At 68.2% G+C, this 22,705-nt stretch carries 16 protein-coding genes and 1 pseudogene; 6 read left to right on the plus strand and 11 right to left on the minus strand.

Translation table 11 applies throughout. The annotated features are described in order from the left end of the window. Positions 1 to 258: 258 nt before the first annotated feature. Positions 259 to 2,133, minus strand: a pseudogene (locus tag ON20_RS40280) (Tn3 family transposase). 519 nt (positions 2,134 to 2,652) lie between these two features. Here ON20_RS40280 and ON20_RS15115 point away from each other — a divergent pair. The 3 genes from ON20_RS15115 to ON20_RS15125 all read left to right on the plus strand — a co-directional run bounded on the left by ON20_RS15115 (position 2,653) and on the right by ON20_RS15125 (position 5,675). Continuing rightward, entirely contained in the window at positions 2,653 to 3,483 is an 831-nt protein-coding gene (locus ON20_RS15115; protein ID WP_245547248.1) for an MHYT domain-containing protein, read from the plus strand. A gap of 162 nt (positions 3,484 to 3,645) precedes the next feature. Beyond that, positions 3,646 to 4,797 carry a nucleoside hydrolase gene (locus tag ON20_RS15120; RefSeq protein ID WP_083864933.1) on the plus strand — a complete coding sequence of 384 codons (1,152 nt, stop codon included), beginning with the start codon at positions 3,646 to 3,648 and terminating at the stop codon, positions 4,795 to 4,797. Further along, positions 4,797 to 5,675 carry an amidohydrolase family protein gene (locus ON20_RS15125; RefSeq protein WP_040836168.1) on the plus strand — a complete coding sequence of 293 codons (879 nt, stop codon included), beginning with the start codon at positions 4,797 to 4,799 and terminating at the stop codon, positions 5,673 to 5,675. The genes ON20_RS15120 and ON20_RS15125 overlap by 1 nt, the downstream gene beginning before the upstream one ends. 451 nt (positions 5,676 to 6,126) lie before the next feature. On the opposite strand, the gene meaB is transcribed toward ON20_RS15125, so the two are convergent. The 3 genes from meaB to ON20_RS15140 are packed head-to-tail and all read right to left on the minus strand — an operon-like array spanning position 6,127 to position 11,274. Further along, entirely contained in the window at positions 6,127 to 7,119 is a 993-nt protein-coding gene (gene meaB / locus ON20_RS15130; protein ID WP_040836170.1) for a methylmalonyl Co-A mutase-associated GTPase MeaB, read from the minus strand. Positions 7,120 to 7,126: 7 nt separating this feature from the next. Next, complete coding sequence (gene scpA / locus ON20_RS15135; RefSeq protein WP_040836171.1) at positions 7,127 to 9,400, minus strand: methylmalonyl-CoA mutase; 2,274 nt, start codon at positions 9,398 to 9,400, stop codon at positions 7,127 to 7,129. Beyond that, a complete protein-coding gene (locus ON20_RS15140) occupies positions 9,400 to 11,274 on the minus strand; it encodes a methylmalonyl-CoA mutase family protein (RefSeq protein WP_040836172.1) in 1,875 nt (624 codons plus the stop codon). Before ON20_RS15140 ends, scpA begins: the two co-directional genes overlap by 1 nt. 181 nt (positions 11,275 to 11,455) lie before the next feature. On the opposite strand from ON20_RS15140, the gene ON20_RS15145 reads away from it, so the two are divergent. Then, entirely contained in the window at positions 11,456 to 12,136 is a 681-nt protein-coding gene (locus tag ON20_RS15145) for a TVP38/TMEM64 family protein (RefSeq protein WP_051162521.1), read from the plus strand. A gap of 9 nt (positions 12,137 to 12,145) precedes the next feature. On the opposite strand, the gene ON20_RS15150 is transcribed toward ON20_RS15145, so the two are convergent. The 5 genes from ON20_RS15150 to ON20_RS15170 all read right to left on the minus strand — a co-directional run bounded on the left by ON20_RS15150 (position 12,146) and on the right by ON20_RS15170 (position 18,873). Continuing rightward, complete coding sequence (locus ON20_RS15150) at positions 12,146 to 13,846, minus strand: hypothetical protein (RefSeq protein ID WP_040836173.1); 1,701 nt, start codon at positions 13,844 to 13,846, stop codon at positions 12,146 to 12,148. After that, positions 13,843 to 15,810 carry a hypothetical protein gene (locus ON20_RS15155; protein WP_051162523.1) on the minus strand — a complete coding sequence of 656 codons (1,968 nt, stop codon included), beginning with the start codon at positions 15,808 to 15,810 and terminating at the stop codon, positions 13,843 to 13,845. Before ON20_RS15155 ends, ON20_RS15150 begins: the two co-directional genes overlap by 4 nt. Then, positions 15,807 to 17,096: an ABC transporter substrate-binding protein gene (locus ON20_RS15160; RefSeq protein WP_040836174.1), complete on the minus strand. Its 1,290-nt coding sequence runs from the start codon at positions 17,094 to 17,096 to the stop codon at positions 15,807 to 15,809. The genes ON20_RS15155 and ON20_RS15160 overlap by 4 nt, the downstream gene beginning before the upstream one ends. Before the next feature lie 146 nt (positions 17,097 to 17,242). Continuing rightward, positions 17,243 to 18,442 (minus strand): SPFH domain-containing protein, encoded by a 1,200-nt coding sequence (locus ON20_RS15165; RefSeq protein WP_051162525.1) that lies wholly within the window; start codon positions 18,440 to 18,442, stop codon positions 17,243 to 17,245. After that, positions 18,442 to 18,873 carry an NfeD family protein gene (locus tag ON20_RS15170; RefSeq protein WP_040836175.1) on the minus strand — a complete coding sequence of 144 codons (432 nt, stop codon included), beginning with the start codon at positions 18,871 to 18,873 and terminating at the stop codon, positions 18,442 to 18,444. The genes ON20_RS15165 and ON20_RS15170 overlap by 1 nt, the downstream gene beginning before the upstream one ends. A 92-nt stretch (positions 18,874 to 18,965) precedes the next feature. On the opposite strand from ON20_RS15170, the gene ON20_RS15175 reads away from it, so the two are divergent. Both ON20_RS15175 and ON20_RS15180 read left to right on the plus strand, forming a co-directional pair. Continuing rightward, positions 18,966 to 19,790: a DUF3097 domain-containing protein gene (locus ON20_RS15175; RefSeq protein ID WP_040836176.1), complete on the plus strand. Its 825-nt coding sequence runs from the start codon at positions 18,966 to 18,968 to the stop codon at positions 19,788 to 19,790. Positions 19,791 to 19,838: 48 nt separating this feature from the next. Next, positions 19,839 to 20,654, plus strand: a complete 816-nt coding sequence (locus ON20_RS15180; RefSeq protein ID WP_040836177.1) for an Rv1486c family protein — start codon at positions 19,839 to 19,841, stop codon at positions 20,652 to 20,654. A 96-nt stretch (positions 20,655 to 20,750) separates the two neighbouring features. Here ON20_RS15180 and ON20_RS15185 read toward each other — a convergent pair whose 3' ends face one another. Together ON20_RS15185 and inhA are read right to left on the minus strand one after the other, a co-directional pair. Continuing rightward, positions 20,751 to 21,809 (minus strand): ferrochelatase, encoded by a 1,059-nt coding sequence (locus tag ON20_RS15185; RefSeq protein ID WP_051162527.1) that lies wholly within the window; start codon positions 21,807 to 21,809, stop codon positions 20,751 to 20,753. Positions 21,810 to 21,844: 35 nt separating this feature from the next. Continuing rightward, the gene (inhA, locus tag ON20_RS15190; protein ID WP_040836180.1) at positions 21,845 to 22,681 is read right to left on the minus strand and encodes an NADH-dependent enoyl-ACP reductase InhA; all 837 of its coding nucleotides are present in this window, start codon (positions 22,679 to 22,681) and stop codon (positions 21,845 to 21,847) included. Positions 22,682 to 22,705 lie beyond the last annotated feature (24 nt).

A 22,705-nucleotide genomic window follows, 5' to 3' on the forward strand; every position in this document is an offset into this window, starting at 1 on the left:
GGTAGAAGCCGTAATGCCCGTCGATGCCGATGTGGGGTGCGTATGAACGGCGACAACCGTGCCACGTCCGCGTCGAGCACCGGATGCTTCTGCGGGCGAAGCACGGCGGACGCTCGGCCCATGTAGACGGTTTTCCACAACACCACGCAGTTGAAGGTGTGTGCAATCCGCGACGAGACCCGCAGTCTCGTCGAAGAACTCGTCGCCGAGTTGCTGCCCGCCCGCACCTGAGGCGCACCCGCGGGCCGCGTGCGGCGATCAGAACAGGGTGTCGCAGGCCTGCAGCGGCCGGTACCCGGTCGGACCGAGCGCGGCGAGCTCGGCGTCGATATCGACCTCGATCGCGCCGAAGAACTCGATCGCGCCGAAGAAGTTGATGTTCTCGCTGTGCGCAGGCGAGATGTGAGCCAGCACATCGGCATCGATGCGGCGGCCCTGACGGCGTATCTGCTCGACCGCGATCTGTCGTCCAGGCGATCACCGCATTCGTGGCCAGGGTCAAACACCAGGCCTGCTCGGTCTGGGCTTCCGGGTGACGGGCCCGGAAGGCGCCTTCGTGGGCGTAGATGAGGCCGCGTTTGAGGGCGTGGATGGATTCGCCCTTATTGAGCTGGCGCGAGATCCTGCGCCGGTAGTCCGGGTCGGTCAGGTACCGGCAGGCGTAGATGGTGCGGCGCATCGCGCCGTACTCCTTGAGCGCCGCCGCCAGAGCGTTCTGCCGGCCCGACGCCGACAGCTTGCCGACCAGCAGCGACGCGGTGGCATGCCCGAACTTCAGCGACCCGGCCAATCTGATCAGGTCGTCGTAGTGTTCGGCGATCAAATCCAGATTCAGTTTGCGGGTCAGCAACGGCTCAGCGTGCGGGAACCGCATGTCGGCCTCGGCGCGCGGCACCGGTCGGTGCAAGGTGATCTTGCCCAGGTCCCGGATGCACGGGGACAGCTGCATCCCGAGCAGATCGAACAGCGCGAAGTTCACCAGGGTGACCCTGTGAGTGTCGGTCGCGTGCTCGGTGATCGGCAGATCGGTCGCGTTGCCGAGGATTTCATCCAGCACGTAGTGGGCTTCGCGGCGGGTGGTGACGATCACCTTGGTGCCGTAGGTGGTGTGCTGATCGGTCACATGAGTGTAGGTCGACAGGCCCTCCTCGGCGAACCACAGGTTCACCGCGCGGGCGGTGGTGGATTTGCCGCGGGTGGGGAACCGCTGCCCGTCCGAGGACGACAGAGTGCCGGTCCCGAACACCATGGTCAGCGGCAGCCTCTGGTGGTAGCCGATGATCGCCAGGTTCGCCGCGCGCAGCGTCTCCTCCCGCACGTACCACTCCGACGTCCAGGCGAGGATGTCGTAGGAGATGCCGGACGCCTCCGCCATCCGCATGAGCCCCAGATTCGTGGAATAGGCCAGCAGCACCGCGATCAGATTGCGTTTCAACTCCGGGCTGCGGGCCTGCTCCTGATCGAACAGCGCCACCACCTCATCGAGCACATCGGTCCCCGACTGCGCCAGCACCGTCAACAAGATCGGATACCGACGCTCCGGATCACGACGTTCCAGAGCCTGCGGAGTCAGGCGGCGGCCCAGCATGGCCAGGAACCGACGACGCTCGGCGGGCAGCACCGACAGATCGAGGGCGTCCGCGCCCAGGCCGCGCACAAACCCCAGCTTCTCGACCTCGTTGCGCACTGCGGCCGCGGATGCCTCCACAGGGCCGGTCGCCAGCCACCGCAACCGTGACATCCGTATCGAAGCATCGGTGACCAGCAAGCCGTCCAACTCCACGCCGAGAGCAGATACTCACACCCCAACCGGAACAACAACGTCGGCGAATCATGCTCCATCGCCCGCACCAACAAGAACTCGTCCAGCTCCTTCAACTCCATCGCACCCGCCGAACGCCAGCCCAGATACCAGGCGACCAGCCGCAGATGCTCGGAACGCGTCTGCGCCCGCCGACCATACGAACCGATCAGCGCCGCATCAACGTTCAACTGCTCCACCAACCGCGCCACCACTACCGGCGGCGCGGCCGCCACCTTGTCCGGCACGAACCCCAACCACGGCAACGTGCACAACGCCACCGACAAACCCAGCCGGTCCACGCCCCCGCACCGGCGCGACGAACACAACATCGGCCGGGCTCAGCGTGAAGAACCGGAACAACTCCTCGCGGCCGACCTCCGGAAACCCGCGCAGCCGCGCCAACTCCTCGTCCGCGAACATCCACGTCGCCACGAAACCCGACCTCCAGCACACCGACCAACCTCATCGGCAGCCAAGCCGAGCACCAAACACGACGCCCCGCAGCCCGAACCCGCCATCACCGCTGGTCCAGGCAACTTCGTTGTTTTCCGCGCGACTACTACCGGAACCCCGAGTCGGGTACCGGACCCGCCATCAGAGGACGGTGAGGGTACCGACGAACATGCCGACCAGGTCGTCGAGTTCGCGTCGACCGCGTCCGACCCCTCGACGGGCTCGCGGTATGTGTGCGAATCGATTGCCGGGGGATGAATTCCAAGAGGGGGATTCGACCACGCGGAAAGCGGTGTTACGCGCGCTATAGGTGAGTCACCACCGTTTCTGTCAACCCCTTGTTTTGAACTAGTTACCTACTCTAAATTCACTAGCTGCATGTTCATTATTTCGAGATGCTCACTTCACCCTCCGGCAGGCGAGCATCCATCCAGCTTGGAGGTTACGTGCTGGAGATCGACCACTTAAGTCACGGGTGGCTGACGCCCGTGGTCGCCTACATCATGTCGTTCACCGGATCGTTGCTCGGCCTGCGCTGCATGGCCCGCGTCCGGGACGGTTCCCCCCGAAACGGCTGGCTCATCGCCGCCGCGGTCGCCATCGGCGGTACCGGTATCTGGGTCATGCATTTCGTGGCGATGCTCGGTTTCCGGATCAATGGGGCCTCGATCCGTTATGACGTGCCCGTCACCATATTCAGCGCGATCGTCGCCATGCTCGTGGTGTGGGTCGGACTGGCCCTGACCCAACAGCGAGCGCTCGGCGTCTCCGCGCTGCTGCTCGGCGGCACCATCGCCGGCGCGGGAGTGGGCGTCATGCACTACTCCGGTATGTATGCCATGAAAACCGATGCGGTGATCGGCTACGACGGGCAGATCGTCATCCTCTCGCTGGTGATTGCCGTGGTCGCGTCGATCGCCGCGCTCTGGTTCACCCTGCACGTGCGCGGCACGCTCGCCACCATCGGAGCGGCGCTGGTCATGGGTATCGCGGTCGCCGGAATGCATTACACCGGCATGTTCGCCATGCACGCCCATCACAGCGGACAGTCGCACACCCCGTCGGGCGCCGGGGCGGCGCAGCTGCTGACGCCGCTGATCGTGACCGTCAGTCTGATCACCGTGGGCATGCTGCTACATCTGGGAATCACCGAGGCGAACGAGCCGAACCAGCAACCGCTCCGGCGTTCCCGCGCCGCCGAGCACCACTGGCCCACCAGGGGCTGAACACCTCCCCGCGACCCGGTCGAGCAATGCGCGAGGTCGCACGGTATTCGGGACGAGCCGGCACAGAACCCGACCCGGGCGGAGTTCTCGGACCCACCGGCACGGATCGACGGTGACCCACCGGCCGACAACTTCGCCGCAGGTCCCGGATAGGCTCGCAGGGTGCGCAGGCAGATCATCGTGGACGTCGATACCGGGGTGGACGATTCCCTGGCCCTGCTCTATCTCCTGGCGAGCCCGGAAGCCGAGATCGTCGGAATAGCGTCCACCGCGGGGAACGTGGGCGCCGCGCAGGTCGCGGTGAACAACCTGGCGTGGCTCGAACTGTGCCGGGCACCCGAGATCGAGGTGGCGCTCGGGGCGGCCCGGCCGCTGGCCGTGCCCCTGCGCACCACCGAGGACACACACGGACCGCACGGTGTCGGATACGCGGAACTCCCGGCGCCGACGCGGCGGGTATCGGACCGGTCCGCGGCCCGCATGTGGGTAGATCTGGTGCGGGAACGCCCCGGACAGATCGTCGGACTGTGCACCGGCCCGCTCACCAACCTCGCACTCGCGCTCCGGGAGGAACCACGGCTACCGCTGCTGTTGCGCCGACTGGTCGTCATGGGCGGGGCGTTCAACCATCCCGGCAACACCACCCCCACCAATGAATGGAACGTACACGTGGACCCCGAGGCCGCGAAAGCGGTTTTCGATGCCTTCTCCACCGCACCGGCGGACCGGCGGCCGCTGGTCTGCGCGCTCGATATCACCGAAACCATCGAGATGCGCCCCGAGCATCTGCTCCGGCTCGCCCGGCGCGCGGGCAGCGTTCCACACGAGATACTGTCACCCGACTGCCCGCCGAACACCCGGTCGACGGCAAGCAATCCCATCGTGCGGTATCTGACCGATGCGGTGCGGTTCTACTTCGACTTCCACCACTCCTACGACCTGGGCTATCTGGCGCATATGCACGACCCGTTCGCCGCGGCGGTCGCCCTCGATCCGGCCCTTGCCCACACGCGTTCCGCCACGGTGGATGTCGAACTGGCCGGCACGATCACCCGGGCCACCACCGTCGCGGACTGGGCCGGAATGTGGGGCCGCGAACCCAATGCCGAGATCGTGGTGGGTACCGATCCGGAACTCTTCTTCGACCGAATGATCACCCGAATCGGCGATTTCGCCCGCGCCCTCTATCCCCTCGAAGCACCCGCCCCGCATCACCGCGACGGGTGCCCGGCCGCGTCGAGCCCGGGGGCACAGGTCTCCCGGGCGCCCCGCGATACCGACCTGCGTGACCTGGCGAGACCACGGGAGGCGTGATGGGCGACGACCACGTGTATCTGACGAACTTCCGCGAACGCCTGGGGCTGCCGGGGATCATCGACGTGCACACGCATTTCATGCCCGAACGGGTGATGCGCAAGGTGTGGGCGTATTTCGACTCGGCGGGCCCGCTGACGGGGCGGCCGTGGCCGATCACCTACCGTGACGATGAAGCGGTGCGCTTGGAAACGCTGCGCGGCTTCGGCGTACGCGCCTTCTCCTCGCTGGTGTATCCGCACAAACCGCGGATGGCGGAATGGCTGAACGGATGGACCGCCGAATTCGCCGCACGGGTACCCGACTGTCTGCACACCGCCACCTTCTATCCGGAACCGGAGGCGGTGGCCTATGTGGACACGGCGCTGTCGGAGGGTGCACGGATCTTCAAGGCGCATATCCAGGTCGGCGACTACGATCCGCGGAACCCGCTGCTCGACCCGGTCTGGGGGGCGCTGGAGGACGCGGGTGTGCCGGTGATCGTGCACTGCGGCTCCGGCCCGGCACCCGGAACGTTCACCGGTCCGGGGCCGATCGCCGAGGTGCTCCGTCGGTTCCCGCGGCTGCGGCTGATCGTGGCGCATATGGGCATGCCGGAGTACACGGAGTTCTTCGAACTGGCCGAGCGGTATCGAAACGTCCTGCTCGATACCACCATGGTGTTCACCGATTTCACCGAGGAGGATGTCCCTTTCCCATCGGCCGATCGACCCCGACTACGCGACCTGGGCGAACGGATTCTGTTCGGCAGCGATTTCCCGAATATCCCCCACCCGTACCACCACGCCGTCGCGGCGCTGGAACGGCTCGATCTCGGAGACGAGTGGCTGCGGGCGGTCTGTTACGGCAATGCCGCGACACTGTTCGGAGTCGCCTGAGCATCTCTTTGTCGTATCGTTTTCGGCTGTTTCCCTATATGTGGGAATTTAAATAGTTAGATGCGCATATCCAAGTAGTGACATTTAATTTCCGAACAGCGCGCACTGCTCCCCAAGCGGAAGTAGACCGTCGACCCACGGTTCGCCACCTTGCACCGGAGAGCCTCGTCGATGAATGGAACCGGCCGGGTGCGTGGAACCCGCAATCTATGCCCGGACCCGGTCGTGCTGTCGACCGTCTGCTCGACCTCACCCTCGGGACGAAACCGGACAACCGAAACGAACAGGCCGCGGACGACCGAGCGCCCTGGAGTGAAGTGGGCAGGACACCCTGTCCGACCCCGAACCAGGAATCTCGGCCACATCGGCACCGCGCCGGGCCGACAACACCCGATCCGGAACACCGAAGAGCTCGGAAGCAGGTTCCCGAGCCGGCCGGGATCGCACGGGCTCAACTGTCGAAGGCGTCCAGAAGTTGTTCCGCGGCCAAGGCTGCGGTGAGCGTCCCTTCGCGGACCTGCCGCTCCACGTTGCCGCGTATGGCCTTGACCTTCGGGTTGTCCCCCAACCGGCGCAGCAACTGGTCGTGCACCATCGTCCAGGTCCAGTCCACCTGCTGGCGACGGCGCTTCTCGTCGAATTCCCCGGCGTCGGTGAGCACCCGACGGTGTTCCAGCACGGTAGACCAGAATTTCTCCAGGCCCACCCCCTCCAGACCGCTCATGGTGAGCACCGGCGGCCGCCACAGCGCGTCGTGCGGATGAATCAACCGCAGCGCACCCGATAGTTCCCGGGCGGCGGCCTTGGCCTCGACCTCGTGTTTGCCGTCGGCCTTGTTCACCGCGACCAGGTCAGCGAGCTCGAGCACACCTTTCTTGATGCCCTGGAGCTGATCGCCGGTACGGGCGAGGGTGAGGAAGCAGAAGACGTCCACCATATTGGCGACGGTCACCTCGGACTGCCCAACGCCGACCGTTTCCACGAGGATCACGTCGTAACCGGCGGCCTCCAGCAGCACGATGGTTTCGCGGGTGGCCTTGGCGACACCGCCGAGAGTGCCGGCGGTGGGTGAAGGCCGGATGTAGGCGTTCGGTTCCACCGCCAGCCGCGCCATCCGGGTCTTGTCGCCGAGGATGGACCCGCCGGTGCGGGTGGACGACGGGTCCACGGCCAAGACCGCCACCCGGTGCCCCTGCCCGATCAGATACATCCCCATCGAATCGATGAAGGTGGATTTCCCGACACCGGGCACCCCGGTGATCCCGACCCGATTCGACAGCACCTCCCCCCGGGCGGGGGTGAGCTGCAGCAGCAACTGTTGGGCCAGCTCACGGTGGTCGGCCCGGGTGGATTCGACCAGGGTGATCGCCCGCGCCAGGGCGGCCCGCTCGCCGGAGCCGACCGCCTGCGCGAGCGCGTCGACATCAATGACGCGCTTGTTCATTCCCGGGTCATTCCTGCGCGCTCGCTCCCGCGGCGCCCAGGTCGTGGCCCAGTTCGGCGCCGAGTTTGCGCAACAGGTCGATGGCCGCGTCGGCGATCACCGTGCCGGGCGGGAAGATCGCCGCCGCGCCCGCCGCATACAGCTCCTCGAAGTCACCGGGTGGGATGACGCCGCCGACGATGACCATGATGTCGGGCCTGCCGACATCGGCCAGTGCCTGCCGCAGGGCGGGTACCAGTGTGAGGTGGCCGGCCGCCAGCGAGGACACACCCACGACGTGCACATCGTTGTCCGCGGCCTGGCGCGCCACTTCTTCCGGGGTCTGGAACAGCGGGCCCACATCGACGTCGAAACCGAGATCGGCGAAAGCGGTGGCGATCACCTTCTGACCGCGATCGTGGCCGTCCTGGCCCATCTTGGCCACCAGGATGCGGGGGCGGCGGCCCTCCGCTTCGGCGAACTCCTCGACCAGGCGGCTCGCGGTGGCGATATTGGTGACCTTGCCTGCCTCGTCGCGATACACACCCGACAGGGTACGGATCTCGGCCTGGTGCCGGCCGTACACCTTCTCCAGGGCATCGGAGATCTCGCCGACGGTGGCCTTGGCACGGGCCGCATCGATGGCCAGGGCGAGGAGGTTGTTCTCCATTCCCCCCTCGGTGGCGGCCGCGGCCCGGGTGAGCGCGGCCAGCGCGCGGTCCACCGCGTCCTGGTCGCGTTCGGCGCGCAGCCGGCGCAGCTTCTCGATCTGTTCGGCACGCACCCGGGAATTCTCGACCTTGAGGACCTCGATCTCGTGATCCTCGGCCACCTGGTACTTGTTCACGCCGATCACCGGCTGCTGACCGGTATCGATGCGGGCCTGGGTGCGGGCAGCGGCCTCCTCGATGCGCAGCTTCGGGATACCCTCACTGATCGCCTGGGCCATACCGCCGTGCGCCTCCACCTCGGCGATATGCGCGCGGGCGCGTTCGGCGAGGTGGTGGGTGAGCCATTCCACGTAATAGGAGCCGCCCCATGGATCGATCGGCCGGGTGGTGCGCGACTCCTGCTGGATGAGCAGCTGGGTATTGCGGGCGATGCGGGCGGAGAAGTCCGTCGGCAGCGCCAGGGCCTCGTCGAGGGCGTTGGTGTGCAGCGACTGGGTGTGGCCCTGGGTCGCGGCCATCGCCTCGATACAGGTGCGCGCCACATTGTTATAGGCGTCCTGAGCGGTCAGCGACCAGCCCGAGGTCTGCGAATGGGTGCGCAGGGACAGCGATTTCGGGTTCTTCGGATCGAACTTCGCCACCAGCTCGCTCCACAGCAGCCGGCCCGCGCGCAGTTTCGCGACCTCCATGAAGAAGTTCATGCCGATCGCCCAGAAGAACGACAGCCGCGGCGCGAACTTGTCGATCTCCATCCCCGCGTCGATACCGGCGCGAATATATTCCACGCCGTCGGCGAGGGTGTAGGCGAGCTCCAGGTCGGCGGTCGCACCCGCTTCCTGGATGTGGTAGCCGGAAATGGAGATCGAGTTGAACTTCGGCATCTTCGCACTGGTGTAGGCGAAGATATCGGAGATGATCCGCATCGACGGCTTCGGCGGGTAGATATAGGTGTTGCGGACCATGAACTCCTTCAGAATGTCGTTCTGAATGGTTCCGACCAGCTGCTCGGGAGCCACGCCCTGCTCCTCGGCGGCCACCACATACAGCGCGAGAATCGGCAGGACAGCGCCGTTCATCGTCATGGAGACGCTGACCTGGTCCAGCGGGATGTGGTCGAAGAGTTGGCGCATGTCCAGAATGGAGTCGATGGCCACACCGGCCATACCGACATCGCCCTGCACCCGTGGATGGTCGGAGTCGTAGCCGCGGTGGGTGGCCAGGTCGAACGCCACCGACAGGCCCTTCTGACCCGCCTGAAGGTTACGACGGTAGAAGGCGTTGGAGTCGGCGGCGGTGGAGAAGCCCGCGTACTGGCGGATGGTCCACGGCTGGTTCACGTACATCGTGGGGTAGGGCCCGCGCACGAACGGGGCGGTACCGGGGACGCTGTCCAGCGGAAAGCCGGCCGCGGCGATTGCGTCCCGGTCGGCCTTGGTGAAGACCGGCGGGACATCGATACCCTCGGGAGTCGACCACACCAGTTGTTCGGGGGTGTAGTTGTTGGCCGCGGCCGACGCCTTCAGGAAGGCATCCACCCCCGCGGTGTCGACCGCGGCGGGCTCGGGGGTCCGATCGGTCAACGGCACATCGGCGAAGCTGCCGATCAGATGCTCGATTCGCTGTGTCGTCATCAGGCTCCCACCTTCTCCAGCAGGTCGCTCAGCGCGGCGACCGCGTCGATCCGCGCCGTCAGGTATCCGTCCGGATGCCGTGCCGGGTCCACATCGGCGAGTGCCTTGGCCTGACCCGCAACCAGCACGGCCTCCACGCCGGCGGCACGCAGCAGCTGCACCGCGGGTCCGGCCTCGGTGGCATAGCGGGCGTCCGTACCGCACAGCACCGCGATCCGCGCACCGGATTCCTTGGCGGCGGCGGTGATTCCGTCACCTTCCAGCGGGCCCGGGTTGATGGATTCGATACCGCCTGAGGCCAGCAGGTTGGCGATGAAGGTCACCCGCGCATTGTGCTCGGCCACCTTGCCCAACGGCACCAACAGCGCTTGGGGACGGGTGCCGTGCCGCGCCAGATAGGCATCGGAGCGATCACGCAGCGCCTCGAACGCGGCGCCGTAGCCGTTACCGGGGCCCGCGGCGCGGGCGGTCTCCGACAGCGGCGGCTCACTCGGATTCGGGAATTCGTTCACACCGGTGACCGCGGTCTTGCGGTGGGCGATATCGGTCTCCCGCGCGGTCTTGGTCGCAGCGATACGCTCGGCCGGCATGCCGGACTCCAGCGCCGCCCGATAACCGCCGGCGGCCTCGATCTCCTGCATGAACTCCCATGCCGCGGCCGCCATCTCGGCGGTGAGGCTCTCTACATACCAGGAGCCCGCCCCTGGATCCTGGACGTGTCCGAGGTGGGATTCCTCGAGCAGCAGCAGCTGGGTGTTACGCGCCATCCGCTCCGAGAACGTCCGCGATACGCCGAGTTCGCCTGGGGGAAGCGCGGAATCGAACGGGAGCACGGTCACGGTGTCGGCACCGCCGACACCGGCACCGAAGGCGGCCAGGGTGGTACGCAGCAGGTTCACCCAGGGGTCGCGGCGGCTCATCATGGCCGCCGAGGTCACCGCGTGCTGTGGTGCCGCACCCTCGGAGGAGGCACCACAGACATGCGCGACCCGGGCCCACAACTGCCGGGCGGCACGGAATTTGGCGACGGTCGCGAACTGGTCGTCGGTGGCGGCGAAACGGAACTCCACCTGCCGCAGCGCCCGAGCCGCCGGCATCTGTCCCGTCAATGCGCGCAGGTACTCCAGACCGGCGGCCACGGCCGCACCCAATTCCTGGATATCGGCGGCGCCGGCATCGTGGAAGACGGTACCGTCCACGGTGATCGCCCGCACGCTCTCGGCCCGGGCAGCGGACCGCGCGGCCAGGGATACCGCGTCCGCGAGATCGATATTCTCGATCCCGGCGAACCGGTCGGTCAGCGGGGCGGCACCCAACCCGATGCGGATATCGGTGCGTTCTCGAGCGCCGTAACCGTCGAGGACCTCGAAAATCGCTGTCGCGGCCTCACGCACCGCGGTCCCGGCGTACAGGGTCAGCGGCGCCAGTTCGAACAGCAGACCGGACAGCGCCGCGGGCAGGTCCGCTACCGGCACCCCGTGGTCGCCGACACCCAGCCAGATCGCGCTCAGGCCGTTCTCCAGCCCGGACAGGATCTCTTGGTTGGCCGCCGCGGCATTCTCGGCGCCGATCCGAGCGCTGACATACCAGCCACGGTGCACATCCCGAGTGGCCGAACCGCCACGGACGAACGGATACGCGCCGGGCAGCGGCTGTTCGGGCAGCTCATCGCGACGGGTGTACAGCGGGGCGATGGTCAGCCCGTCGTAGGTGGTCTGGTTCAGCAGCTTTTCCGGCTCCGCACCGAGTTCGGCGGCATCGACCTTGCGGGCCTTGGCCAGTACGCCCGCCACGCCCTTGCGCCAGGCGGGGTATTCGGGCACCGCGGACGAACCGGGGTCCGCTCCGGCCGCGGGCTCTGAAGCAATCGCCATACCCTGTTTCCCTCATTCTCGTTCCAGTACGAGCGCACCGTTTTGTACGCAGGTACCTTCGCATCCGCCCAGCTCAGCGAATACTTTGGTTAACGAGCATTCAGCCCGTTTCCTCCGATGCTAGCGGCCGACGTCACACCATCTCCCCCTACCCGCCACTACCGGCGGGTAACCTCGGCCGGTGCCCAAACTGATCCGTGACCGACGTATCGCCCTACTGCTGTTCGGTGCGGTGGTGGTCTGCGCGGCCGCGCTCGTGTTCCCGCTGCCGAACCCCCGCCAGATCCAGGAGTGGGCCCAGACCGTGGGGCCCGCCTTCCCGCTGCTGTTCTTCATCGCCCACACCTTGATCACGGTGGCGCCGGTCCCGCGTACCGTGTTCACCGTCAGCTCCGGGATACTGTTCGGCCCGGTATTGGGGCTCGCCATCGCCGCCGGCGCCACGACCATCAGCGCGGTTCTGGCGTTCCTGCTGGTGCGGACGCTGGACCATGAGCGGGTCAGGGCGCGGCTGAACCACCCGGCCGTGCGGGGCATCGACGACCGGTTGGCGCGGCGCGGCTGGCTGGCGGTGGGATCGCTGCGGCTCATCGCCTTCGCACCGTTCTCGGTGGTGAACTACTGCTGCGCACTGTCGTCGGTGCGGTTCTGGCCGTATGTGGCGGCCACCGTCGTCGGGATCATGCCCGGCACCGTGGCCACCGTGATCCTCGCCGACGCGCTCACCGGCGGTACCCATCCGGCCATGGTCGCGGTCTCGATCGCCTGTATCGCCGTCGGTCTGCTCGGTTTGGTCGTCGACCAGCGTTGGAAACCGGTCGAGGAACCGAAACCTCGCATACCGGCCCGCATCGAGCGCTGAGTCGGATCGTCAGGAGGGATCCTCGGCCGGTCGGTCCGGCGCGGGCAGCGGCCACCGGAACAGCGGGCTGGGCACAGCGCGGTAACCGTCCGGAACGATCAGGCGATTCGGACGAGTCCGACGGGGTCGGCGCGAAACATGCGCCCCACCGGCTCGTTCGGTGTATACGTCCGCACGGGAGGCACCCGGCCGACGGCGCTGCGCCTCCACCAGCCAACCCCGGGCCCGGCGCAGCACCTCATCGGTGTCGGGGGGCGGATCGGCACCGAGCAGCAGATCACCGTGTTCGGGGACCAGAACAATCGCCGAACCGAGGTGCCGCAGGCAGCGCGCGGTACCGAGGTCGTCGGCGAGGTCCCGGTAACAGGTCAGTGCCCGTTGCCACGAGCGCAGCGCCCGACGCGGCTCGCCGCGCACCCACCACACCACACCCGTCAGCTCGTGGGCCTGCGCTCGCCCACCCGGGTCGTGCCCGCCACGGGTCCGGACTTCGGCCAATTCCAGACGGTCCCGGGCGGCGTCGAGACGGCCCTGGCGGATATGGGCCACGGCGAGATTGATCAGAATGCACACCTCGCCCGCGATATCCTCGCGGGGCAACAGCGACCAGGCGGATTCCAGTCGGTCCACCGCCTCGTCCACATGGGCGGACGTCCCGGCGAGCAACTCCACCGCCACACGGTGTTCCCACCGCGCGGCCAGTCCGGTGGACAGCCTGCGCGGGCGGTACCGACAGGGCCTCTCGCGCAGGAGGCCGGCACGCAGCCTGGCCAGATCGCGGCTGAGCACCAGCGTGTCGAGACCACGGATATTCTGCAGCGACTCCGCCACCTGGTTCTCGTTCTCCGGCCGACCGGTGCGGGCATACCAGCTGTCCAGAGCATCGGAGATCCTGACCAGCTCCGCGGCCGCGGTCACCGAGACGGGGACCGCGAGGTCGGCGCATTTCTTCACCAACCGACACAGATACGGTTCCTCCGCAGTGAACCAGCGGCGCGCGCTCTCCGCATACGGCGCGGTGTCCAGCGCGACCGCCCACCCGCAGGCACGGTCGGCACAATGGCGCAGCAGCGCAGGCAACGCGGCCTGCCAGCGCTTATCGGCGACCACCTCGGCACAGCGAGGTTCGACCGGGATCCGCGAGAGGCGATATCGCTGGACGCCGTGCCGGGCCAGGATCCCCGCCTGCTCCAACTCTTCGAGCAGCACCGTGGCGATGCGCCGCTGCGACCGGCCCCGAGGAGGTACCTCGAGCGGCAGAAGCGTCGGTGCGTCCAGGATCGCTGTCAGGACCGCCAGCAGGGTCGCGGTATCGAATTCCGTCACCGGCAGTTCGCGCAGTGTGGCCGCGATCCAATGGCGTTCGAGATTCGGCGCCGACTCCGGGTCCGGCGCCAGGGGGCGCGGCGCCGCCTCCTCAACCGGCAGACCGAGCTCCTCCAGATCGGCCAGTAGTCCCAGACGGCGCGCGAGACTTGTCTGTTCGCGTCGACCGTTCAGGAACTGGTATCCGGCGTAGACCATGGACACCGCCACGATCAACACCGATAGCCACCGCAGCGTACTGCCGAGCACCTGCAGCGCGGCGCTCTCGCTGAACGAGTTCACCACCAGATTGCGGGCCAGCTCCAGCAGCAGCGCCGTGGCCAATACCGATGAACCGGCCAGCAGCCCTTCCAGAAACGTCGGCCTGGACGCGGGACCGCTCATCGCAGCGCTCCCCCGGTCAGCCCGGGCAGCAACCACCGCCGCCACGTGGCCAATACCAACAGCACCGGCAGCACGGCCGCGGCGAGGGAGCCGGCGGCCAGTTGGGCGGCGTTCTCACCGAACTGCCGGGCCTCCCCCCACAGCAGCAGCGACCACGGGGACGAGCCGGCGCCGCTGGCCAGCAGACCGACCACGAAATCGTTCCACACCTGCACGAACTCCAGTACCGCAACGGCCCCGAGAGCGGGCCCGGCGGTGGTCAGGATCCGACGCGCGATGACGCCGGGTGGGGCGGGACCACGCAGCGCGTCGGCCGCCGCACTGTCCGGCGGCGACAGCAGCGCCCCGCGCAGGATCAGCACCGCGATCGGCAGTCCGGCGGCGGCATGCACCAGAATGAGCGGTATCCGGGTGCCGGACAGCCCGTATTTGTCGATCAGCGCGTCCAGCGGTCCCAGGTAGCTCTGCACGGGCAACACCGCGAACACCACGAGGACGGTGACGATCCCGCCCGACAGGGCGTGTCCGGGGTGCAGGCCGGCGAGTCGGTGTGCCAACGGCGCCGCCGCCGCGACGACCACGACCATCGCCAGTGCGGCCACCCAGGCGGTGGCCTGGAGGGAAGTTCGCAGCGCCTCGTCGCGCCAGATCTCGGCGAGGGCCACCGGACTCCAACCGTGCGGGCCCCGCAGCGCGGCGACGACCAGAACGACCAGCGGCACCAGCGCCGCCGCGGAGACCAGGGCGATACCCGCCGTGCGCGCGATCCGCCCCGTGACGGGACCGGCCGCGATCGCGCGCCGGGTCTCGACGGGTTCGACCGGGTCCGGTACCAGACCTACCCGATGCCGGCGGACACCGGTCCGCAGCACCCAGGCGACCAACCCCACCAGAATCGCCAGGGGCACGCTGTAGGCGGCTGCCTCCCCCGGCATGGGATCCGGCTCGGTGGCCAGCCGCCACCAGTGCACGGTGGCGCTGTCCACCTGATAGTGCATCGAACCCGGAACCCCGATCAGCACCACGTCGAAGACCCGGGCCGCGGCGACGCCCACCACCAGCCCGGCCACCAGCACGATAGGGCGCAGCAATTCGTAGAGCCGCCGCAGCGTCGGCGCACCGTCGGCCCATAGGTATCCCCAGCGCACCGGATCGTCCTGGATGGCGCCGATACCGGCGCGGAAGATCCCGATGAGGAACCCCAGCCAGGTCCACAGGAATGCCGAGCAGAGCATGGCCACGAACCACAGTCGGTACCCGAACACGCTCTCGATACCGAGACGGCCGGCAAAGTACTGGAAGATCAATCGGAACGCCACGCCCGATACGAAGGCCGAGATACCGAACGGCACGATCAGCGGCCGCCACAGCCATCGAGCGTTACGGCTCCACCATGCCAACACCAAGGCGAGGAACAACAGGGCGAATCCGAACACCACCCATCCGAGGGTCCGCACGTACGACCATGTCCCGTCGCGGCCGAGCGCGCCACCCAGGGCGAACAGCGCGATACCGGCGACGGTCCCGGCCACCACCGTCCCCGCCCACAGCAGAGTTCGGACGCGGCCCGCCGAGGAGCCACTGCCCGACACCGCACCGGTCGCGCTATCGCCGGACGCGGCAGTACCGCCCGATGCCTCTCCGGACGCGGCGGCGCCGCTCGATGCGGCACGTGGCCGGGCCTCGCGATCGGCCGATATCAGGCGCACGAACCGGACCAGCGCGACGACCGACGCGGCGAACACCGCGCAGCACCCGATGATCCCGGGGCGGGCGTGTACCGCCGACACCAGCGTCCATCCGGCCGGCACCACCAGCAACATCGACAATACGGCGGCGGGCAGGCAGGCCAACCAGCTCAGCCCGCGGCGGGGCGGGGAGCCGGGCACCAGTGGGCCGCGTATACGGCGGGTAGCCAACTCCAGGGTCAGGCCGTGCGCCCGGAACTCCGATGCACCCGTCATCGCCGTCTCCGTTCGAATCGGTCGAGCGCGGCCACGGCCCGGGCTGTGGCGGCACCGATATCGTCGCCGCTGTCGCCGACCGCGATCAGGAAATCGGTCAGCACCCGCCACAGTCCGTCCCGGCCGCCGACCTCCCCGATACGGTCGGACAGGTCGAAGATCGGCCAGGACGGCAACCGCTCGGCGGTGGGTGCCAGCCACGCCGAATAACAGGCGACGGTGCGCAGATTCGGTCCGAGGAAGCCGCCGGTCCGCTCGATCCACGGCACCGGGGCCTGCGGGGTCGCCAGCGCCGTGACCACCGCATCCGCCCGTGGATTCGCCGAGGCGGTCACCACCATGACGTCCCCACCCACGATCCGTGGGCGGTACCCACCGGGCCCGGCCGCCGGGAATTCCGCGACACCCACCACATCCTCCCGGCGCCGGGCGCGGCGCAGCGCGCCACGCACCACCGGTTCCGCGAAATCGGGGGCCACCACCACCGCTGCCCGCCGATGTTCGAACACCTCGCGTACCGCGTCGGGAAATTGACGGGTCAGCGCCGGACCGATCCCGCCCGCCGGCGCGGCCCGCCGCCCCCACAGGCCACCGAGATGCCCGAAGGCGGCGCGGACGGCCGGTTGATCCCAGACCCGTTCGGCGCCCGCGGTTCCCATCGTCTCGTAGACCGCAGGCGATTCGGCAAGCAGCAGGTTCTCGAACAGATCGGTGAGCACCCAGCCGTCGGCGGCCCCGAGCGCGAGCAGTTTCCGCGGCGCGTCGATGAGCCCACGCATCCGGTCGCCCCAGTCCGACAGGGTCCAGTCCCGTGGATCACTCAGCCGGTGTTCCGGCAACGATTCCCGGTCGTACCACACCAGGGATTTGGCCGCCGCCTTGAACGGCACCGCATACGGTGTGTCCCGGTACCAGCACAGCCGACGCCACTGCTCGACATACCGGGGCCCCTGGGCGTCGTCCCACAGCGATTTCGGCAGCGGCCGCAGCCTGCCGCGCTCGGCCAGGTCACGGACCCGGCCGGCCTGTGGCAGCATGACGATATCGGGCGCCGACCGTCCGCCGGCGGTGAACGCGGTCCCGATATCGTCGCCCAGCGGCACCACCTCCACCGGGCACGGCAGCATCGGCACCGCCGCCAGCGACCGGAACGCCGCCAGCTCGAAACCGCTCCAGGAGACCGCGATCCGCACCGCGTCCGGGCTGCCGAGCAGAACATCGGGTGCGCAGGCGGCGGCCAGCGGCGCGAGCGCGACCGCCTGCAGAACTGTGCGACGTGTTCTCACGAACCCCCGATGTCATTGCCCGACAGAGGGTTCCGATTATCCCCGCGATACGGCTCGAGCGTGCGGCTTCGGCCGCCCCGAATTCTCGGGGCGGGTTTCACCGTCGACGACCGGACCGGCCGGAAGACCGCCGGCGAACCGGTGCGTTACTGCTGGTTCGGCGGGAACGGCGGCAGCGGCTGGTCACGGGGCGGGATCGGCGGCGGCGGAACCGCCGGCTTCATCGTATGTGCCACGGTCGGCACGGACGAGTCCACCGGGGTGCGCGCGACGGATTCAGCGGCCCGTACCGCGCGCTCGACGGCCGGATCGGTGCTGGTGTCGAACCAGTCCGCGACCTCATCGGAATCATCCTCCGGTTTGGGCGGGGCCTCCTCGTCGACGGACGGTTCGTAGCGGAACACCCCGTCTTCACCCTGGGTGCCCAGGCTTCGCGCGAAACCTTCCAGGGCCTTGCCGAAGTCGCTGGGCACCAGCCACACCTTGTTCGCGTCGCCGCGGGCGAGCATCGGCAGGGTCTGCATGTACTGGTAGGCCAGCAGTTCCGGGGTGGGTTTACCGGATTTGATGGCGGCGAAGACCTTTTCGATGGCCTTGGCCTGACCTTGTGCCTGCAGATAGGCGGCGGCGCGTTCACCCTGGGCGCGCAGGATCCGACTCTGCCGTTCGCCCTCGGCCGCCAGGATGGCCGACTGCTTGGAGCCCTCGGCGGCCAGGATCTGCGCCTGTTTGGAGCCCTCGGCGGTTTTGATCTGCGATTCCCGGGTGCCCTCCGCCGTGAGGATCATGGCGCGCTTCTCCCGGTCGGCCTTCATCTGCTTCTCCATCGACTCCTGGATCGACGGCGGCGGATCGATGGCCTTGAGTTCGACGCGGGCCACGCGCAGGCCCCAGCGGCCGGTGGCTTCGTCCAGGACACCACGCAGTTGGCTATTGATCTGGTCGCGGGAGGTGAGGGTTTCCTCGAGGGTCATCCCGCCGACCACATTGCGCAGGGTGGTGACGGTGAGTTGTTCGACGGCGGCGATGTAGTTGCTGATCTCGTATACCGCGGCCTGCGGATTGGTCACCTGGAAGTAGACCACCGAGTCGATCTGGAGGGTGAGGTTGTCCTGGGTGATCACCGGCTGCGGGGGGAACGACACCACCCGCTCGCGCAGGTCCACCTTGGCGCGGACCCGGTCGGCGAACGGCACCAGGAAGGTGAGCTGCCCCGAGACCGTCCGCTGATATCTCCCGAGGCGCTCGATGACGGCGGCCTCGGCCTGCGGCACCAGTGCCACCGATTTGAGGACCACCACCGCTACCAGCAGGATGAGGACGACCGCCAGTATCAACACAGCCATTACGGTCCTTTCCAGACGACGGCGGTCGCGCCGTCGATCTTCATCACGTACACCGTGGTTCCCTCCGGGTATTTCTCCCCCGGATCGAGCGGCCGCGCGGTCCACACCTCACCGCCCAGCTTCACCCGGCCGCTGTGCTCGCCCACCGGTTCCAGCACCAGCGCCGTTTTCCCGGTCAGCGCGTCGACGTTGGTGGGTGTCGGCGGTGGAGTTCCGAAGCGCCGCAACAGAACCGGACGTACACCCAGCAACAGCACGACGGCCGAGACGGCGAAGACCACCGCATCGACCACCGGACCGGTATCGGCTGCGAACGCGACGCCGGCGGTGATCAGGGCACTACCCCCGAGCATCAACAGCGTCAGCTCACCGACGAACACCTCGGCCGCCGCGAGCACGAAGCCGGCGACGAGCCAGAAAACTGCGGCCACGACCTCACTGTAGTATCTGCGGCCGCGATTCGTGGCCGACCGCGCGACACCGCCGGCTACCGGCTACCGTCGGGTGCAGTAGTTTCGGCCCCGTGAGTGCGGGTGACAGATACGGCGACATCTTTTCCGGACATACGCGGACCAGGAAGCGGGCGGTCCCGGAGGTGATCGCCGAACGCGACCTCGTGGTGGAGGACGCGGCCAGTGGTTTCTGCGGGGCGGTGGTGGGATTCGACCGCAGCCACGACGGGGATTTCGTGAAACTCGAGGACGCCCGCGGCGCCGTGCGCCTGTTCGCGCTCCGCGAGGCCGCGTTCCTGATCGACGGCGAACCGGTCACACTGGTCCGACCGAAGACCCCGGCGCCGGCGGCACCCACCCGTTCGGCGTCCGGCTCGACCCGGGTGGAGGGGCTGCGGGCCCGGGTCGCGGCGGCCGGTCGGATCTGGGTGGAGGGGGTGCACGACGCCGCGCTGGTGGAGCGGGTATGGGGCCACGATCTGCGAGTGGAAGGCGTGGTGGTCGAGCAACTGGAGGGACTGGACAATCTCGGTGCCCGGCTCGCCGAGTTCGGGCCCGGGCCGGGTCGACGGGTGGGGGTGCTGGTGGACCACCTGGTGACCGGGTCGAAGGAGACCCACCTCACCACCGGGCTGGGACCGTATGTCCTGGTCACCGGGCATCCATACGTCGATATCTGGCAGGCGGTGCGCCCGGCCGCGCTGGGGATCCGGGAATGGCCGACGGTACCGCACGGAGAGGACTGGAAGACCGGTGTCTGCCGCCGGCTCGGCTGGGGCACGCCGCAAGACGGCTGGCAGCGGGTCTACGCGGCGGTGCGCACGTTCCGGGATCTGAAGGCGCCGCTGCTGGGGGCGGTGGAACGGCTCATCGACTTCGTCACCGAACCCGCATGACCCCCGAGGTCGTCCGCGAGTAGCGGCGAGCATTTATGCTCGATGATTATGTGCTCTCCCAGCGCGACCCTCACGGTGTGGGCCGGCTCCTGGCTGGCCGGCTGCAGCGCGCCCGACGACGTGCTGGGGGCCATGCACGCCTGGGCGTCCGTGCACACCATCGCGGCGGGCGATCCGGTGACCGGCGGCCGTACCGATCTGCCGTGGTCCTCTCGGGGCGATAGGCCCAACACCGGGGTCATGGCACTGCTCAAGATGGTTCGGGAAACCATGGCGACGCCCGGTACGCAGTTGCGGCTGGTGCTGCCGGTTCCCGGCGATGTGCGCGGCCTGCCCGTCGGCACCGCTTTCGCCGCCGACGCCCTCGAGGCCGGGGAAGGAATCCTGATCGGTGTACCGGAGAGCGAGGGCACCGGTCTGATCCCGCAGTGGGTGGATGAGAACACCCTGCAGTGGAGTATCTACACCACGGCGACACCCGCCCTTCCCGGCCCCGATATGACGCTGGGTGAGGCCGAATACGCCATGCGCGAAGCGGTGCGCGACGCGGCCGACGCCCTCATGCGGCTGCACACCACCGGCCTCGAGACCGGCGACGCCGACCCGAGGGAACTCATCGAAGCCGAACTCGCCGACTATTCCCGGCATATCTATCCGGATTCGATCCCTTTGCGCGCCAAGCGGATTCTCGATACCGCCGACCATGTGGCGGCCATCCTCACCGTCGCTCAGCGGGAACCGGCGTCCTCGCCGACCTCCGCCAGCGCCGCCACCGCCCACGAATCCCTGCTGCGGCCCCTCTGGGACGCCATCCGCGCCGCCCGGCTCATCGCCATCCACACCTCGACACCCGGCTCACGCTGACCGTTCTTCCGCATTCGGGTCACGAACGCGCGGACACCGCTCGAACCTCTCGGATACCGGCGCACCCGAGCCGGCGGCACGGACTACCGGACGCCTCTACTGCTCGGGGGCGCGACGGAGCGGTTCGCAGCATCCCGCTCTACAGGAAGCGCCGTCGACGGTGCACCCGTAGCCAGGGACCTCGCCGAGTCGGCGCGGCGGTATATCGCGCATATGTTCGCCGATCAATTCCACCACCAGCCGAGCGAACCGGGGGTCGGTTCCCGGGGTGGCGGCCCGGGCGAAGGCCATACCGAGTTCGGCGGCCTTCTCGGCGGCCTCGTTGTCGAGATCCCAGATCACCTCGAGGTGATCGGAGACGAAACCCACCGGACACACCACCACCGAACCGACGCCCCTACCGGAGAGGTCTTCCAGATGGTCCACGATGTCCGGTTCCAGCCACGGCACCTGCGGCGGGCCGGAGCGGGACTGCCAGACCAGGTCGTAGCCTGCGAAACCCGTTGCCGCGGCGCACAACCGGGCAGCGTCGGCGACCTGACGACTGTAGAGCCGGCCTCCGTCGGCGGCCGGTCCGGCGGCGGCGTCGGCGGCCACCGGCACCGAATGCGCGGTGAACACCAACCGTGTGCCCTCCCGTCGATCGGCCGGCAGGCGCTCCCGCGCGCCCCGGACGGCATCGGCGAAGGATTCGATCAACAGCGGGTGGTCGAAGTACTGGCGCAGCTTCACCAGTTCCGGCGCGTCGGAGCCGACCGCGGCACGGGCCCGCGTGATGTCCTCATGGTACTGGCGGCATCCGGAATACCCGCCCCAGGCCGAGGTGGGGAACACCAGCGCCGATCGCACACCGTCGGCGGCCATCCGCGCGACGGTGTCCTCCACCAGGGGGTGCCAGTTGCGGTTGCCGAAGTACACCGGCAGGTCCAGACCGACCACGTCCAACTCCCGCTCGACAGCGGCGATGATGTCGCGATTGAGTGCGTTGATCGGGGAGACCCCGCCGAAGTGCAGATAATGTTCGGCCACTTCGGCGAGGCGTTCCGGCGGTACCCCGCGTCCCCGGGTGACGTTCTCCAGGAACGGCATCACCTCGTCGGGTCCTTCGGGACCGCCGAAGGACAGCAGCAACAGTGCGTCGGCCGCCCGGGCCACGGGGATCTCCTTCCAGCTGTGGTGGAGGTATCCGGTCAGGCGACCGGCATGTTCTCCGGGAACCAGGTGTTGTGGCTGGCGCCGCCGTCGACGTAGATGATCGACCCGGTGGTACCGGGCAGCCAGTCCGACAGCAACGCGACGATGGATTTGCCGACGACCGTCGGATCGTCCACATCCCAGCCGATGGGCGAGGCACCGTCCCAGTAGACGTTCAACTGGTTCAGTTTGGCGGCGTCATCGGTAGCGGTGCCGGCGATGGCCTTGGCGGCCAAGGTCTTGATCGGGCCCGCCGCGATCAGATTGGACCGGACCTTCTTGGCCTGGCCGACCTCACGCGCCACATACCGGTTCACCGATTCCAGCGCCGCCTTGGCAACACCCATCCAGTTGTAGTACGGCAGTGCGGTGCGCGGATCGAAATCCATACCGACCAGCGAACCACCCTCGTTCATCACCGGCAGGACAGCGCGGGCCAGCGAGGCATAGCTCCACGCGGAGATCTCGAACGCCTTGGCGGCGTCCGGGCCGGGACCGTCGAGGAAGGGCTTCGCCTCCGGGCCCATGAGGGTCTTCGGGGCGAAGGCGATCGAGTGCAGCACCCCGTCCAGGCCCTCGGGGGCCAGTTCCCGGACCTTGTCCGCCAGAGCGGCGAGGTCCTCTTCGCTGGTGATGTCGAGCCCGATGGCGGGCGGTACCTCTTTCGGCAGGCGCTTGGCGATGCGGTCGATGAGCCGCAGCCGTTCCGGAATACCGGTGATGAGCACCTTCGCGCCCTGCTCCTGCGCGATCGCGGCGGCGTGGAAGGCGATGGAGGCATCGGTGATGATGCCGGTGACGAGGATGGTCTTGCCGTCGAGCAATCCGCCCATGAGTATTCGATTCTCCTGACGTTG

Source organism: Nocardia brevicatena NBRC 12119, from assembly GCF_000308495.1.
GTDB classification, from domain to species: domain Bacteria; phylum Actinomycetota; class Actinomycetes; order Mycobacteriales; family Mycobacteriaceae; genus Nocardia; species Nocardia brevicatena.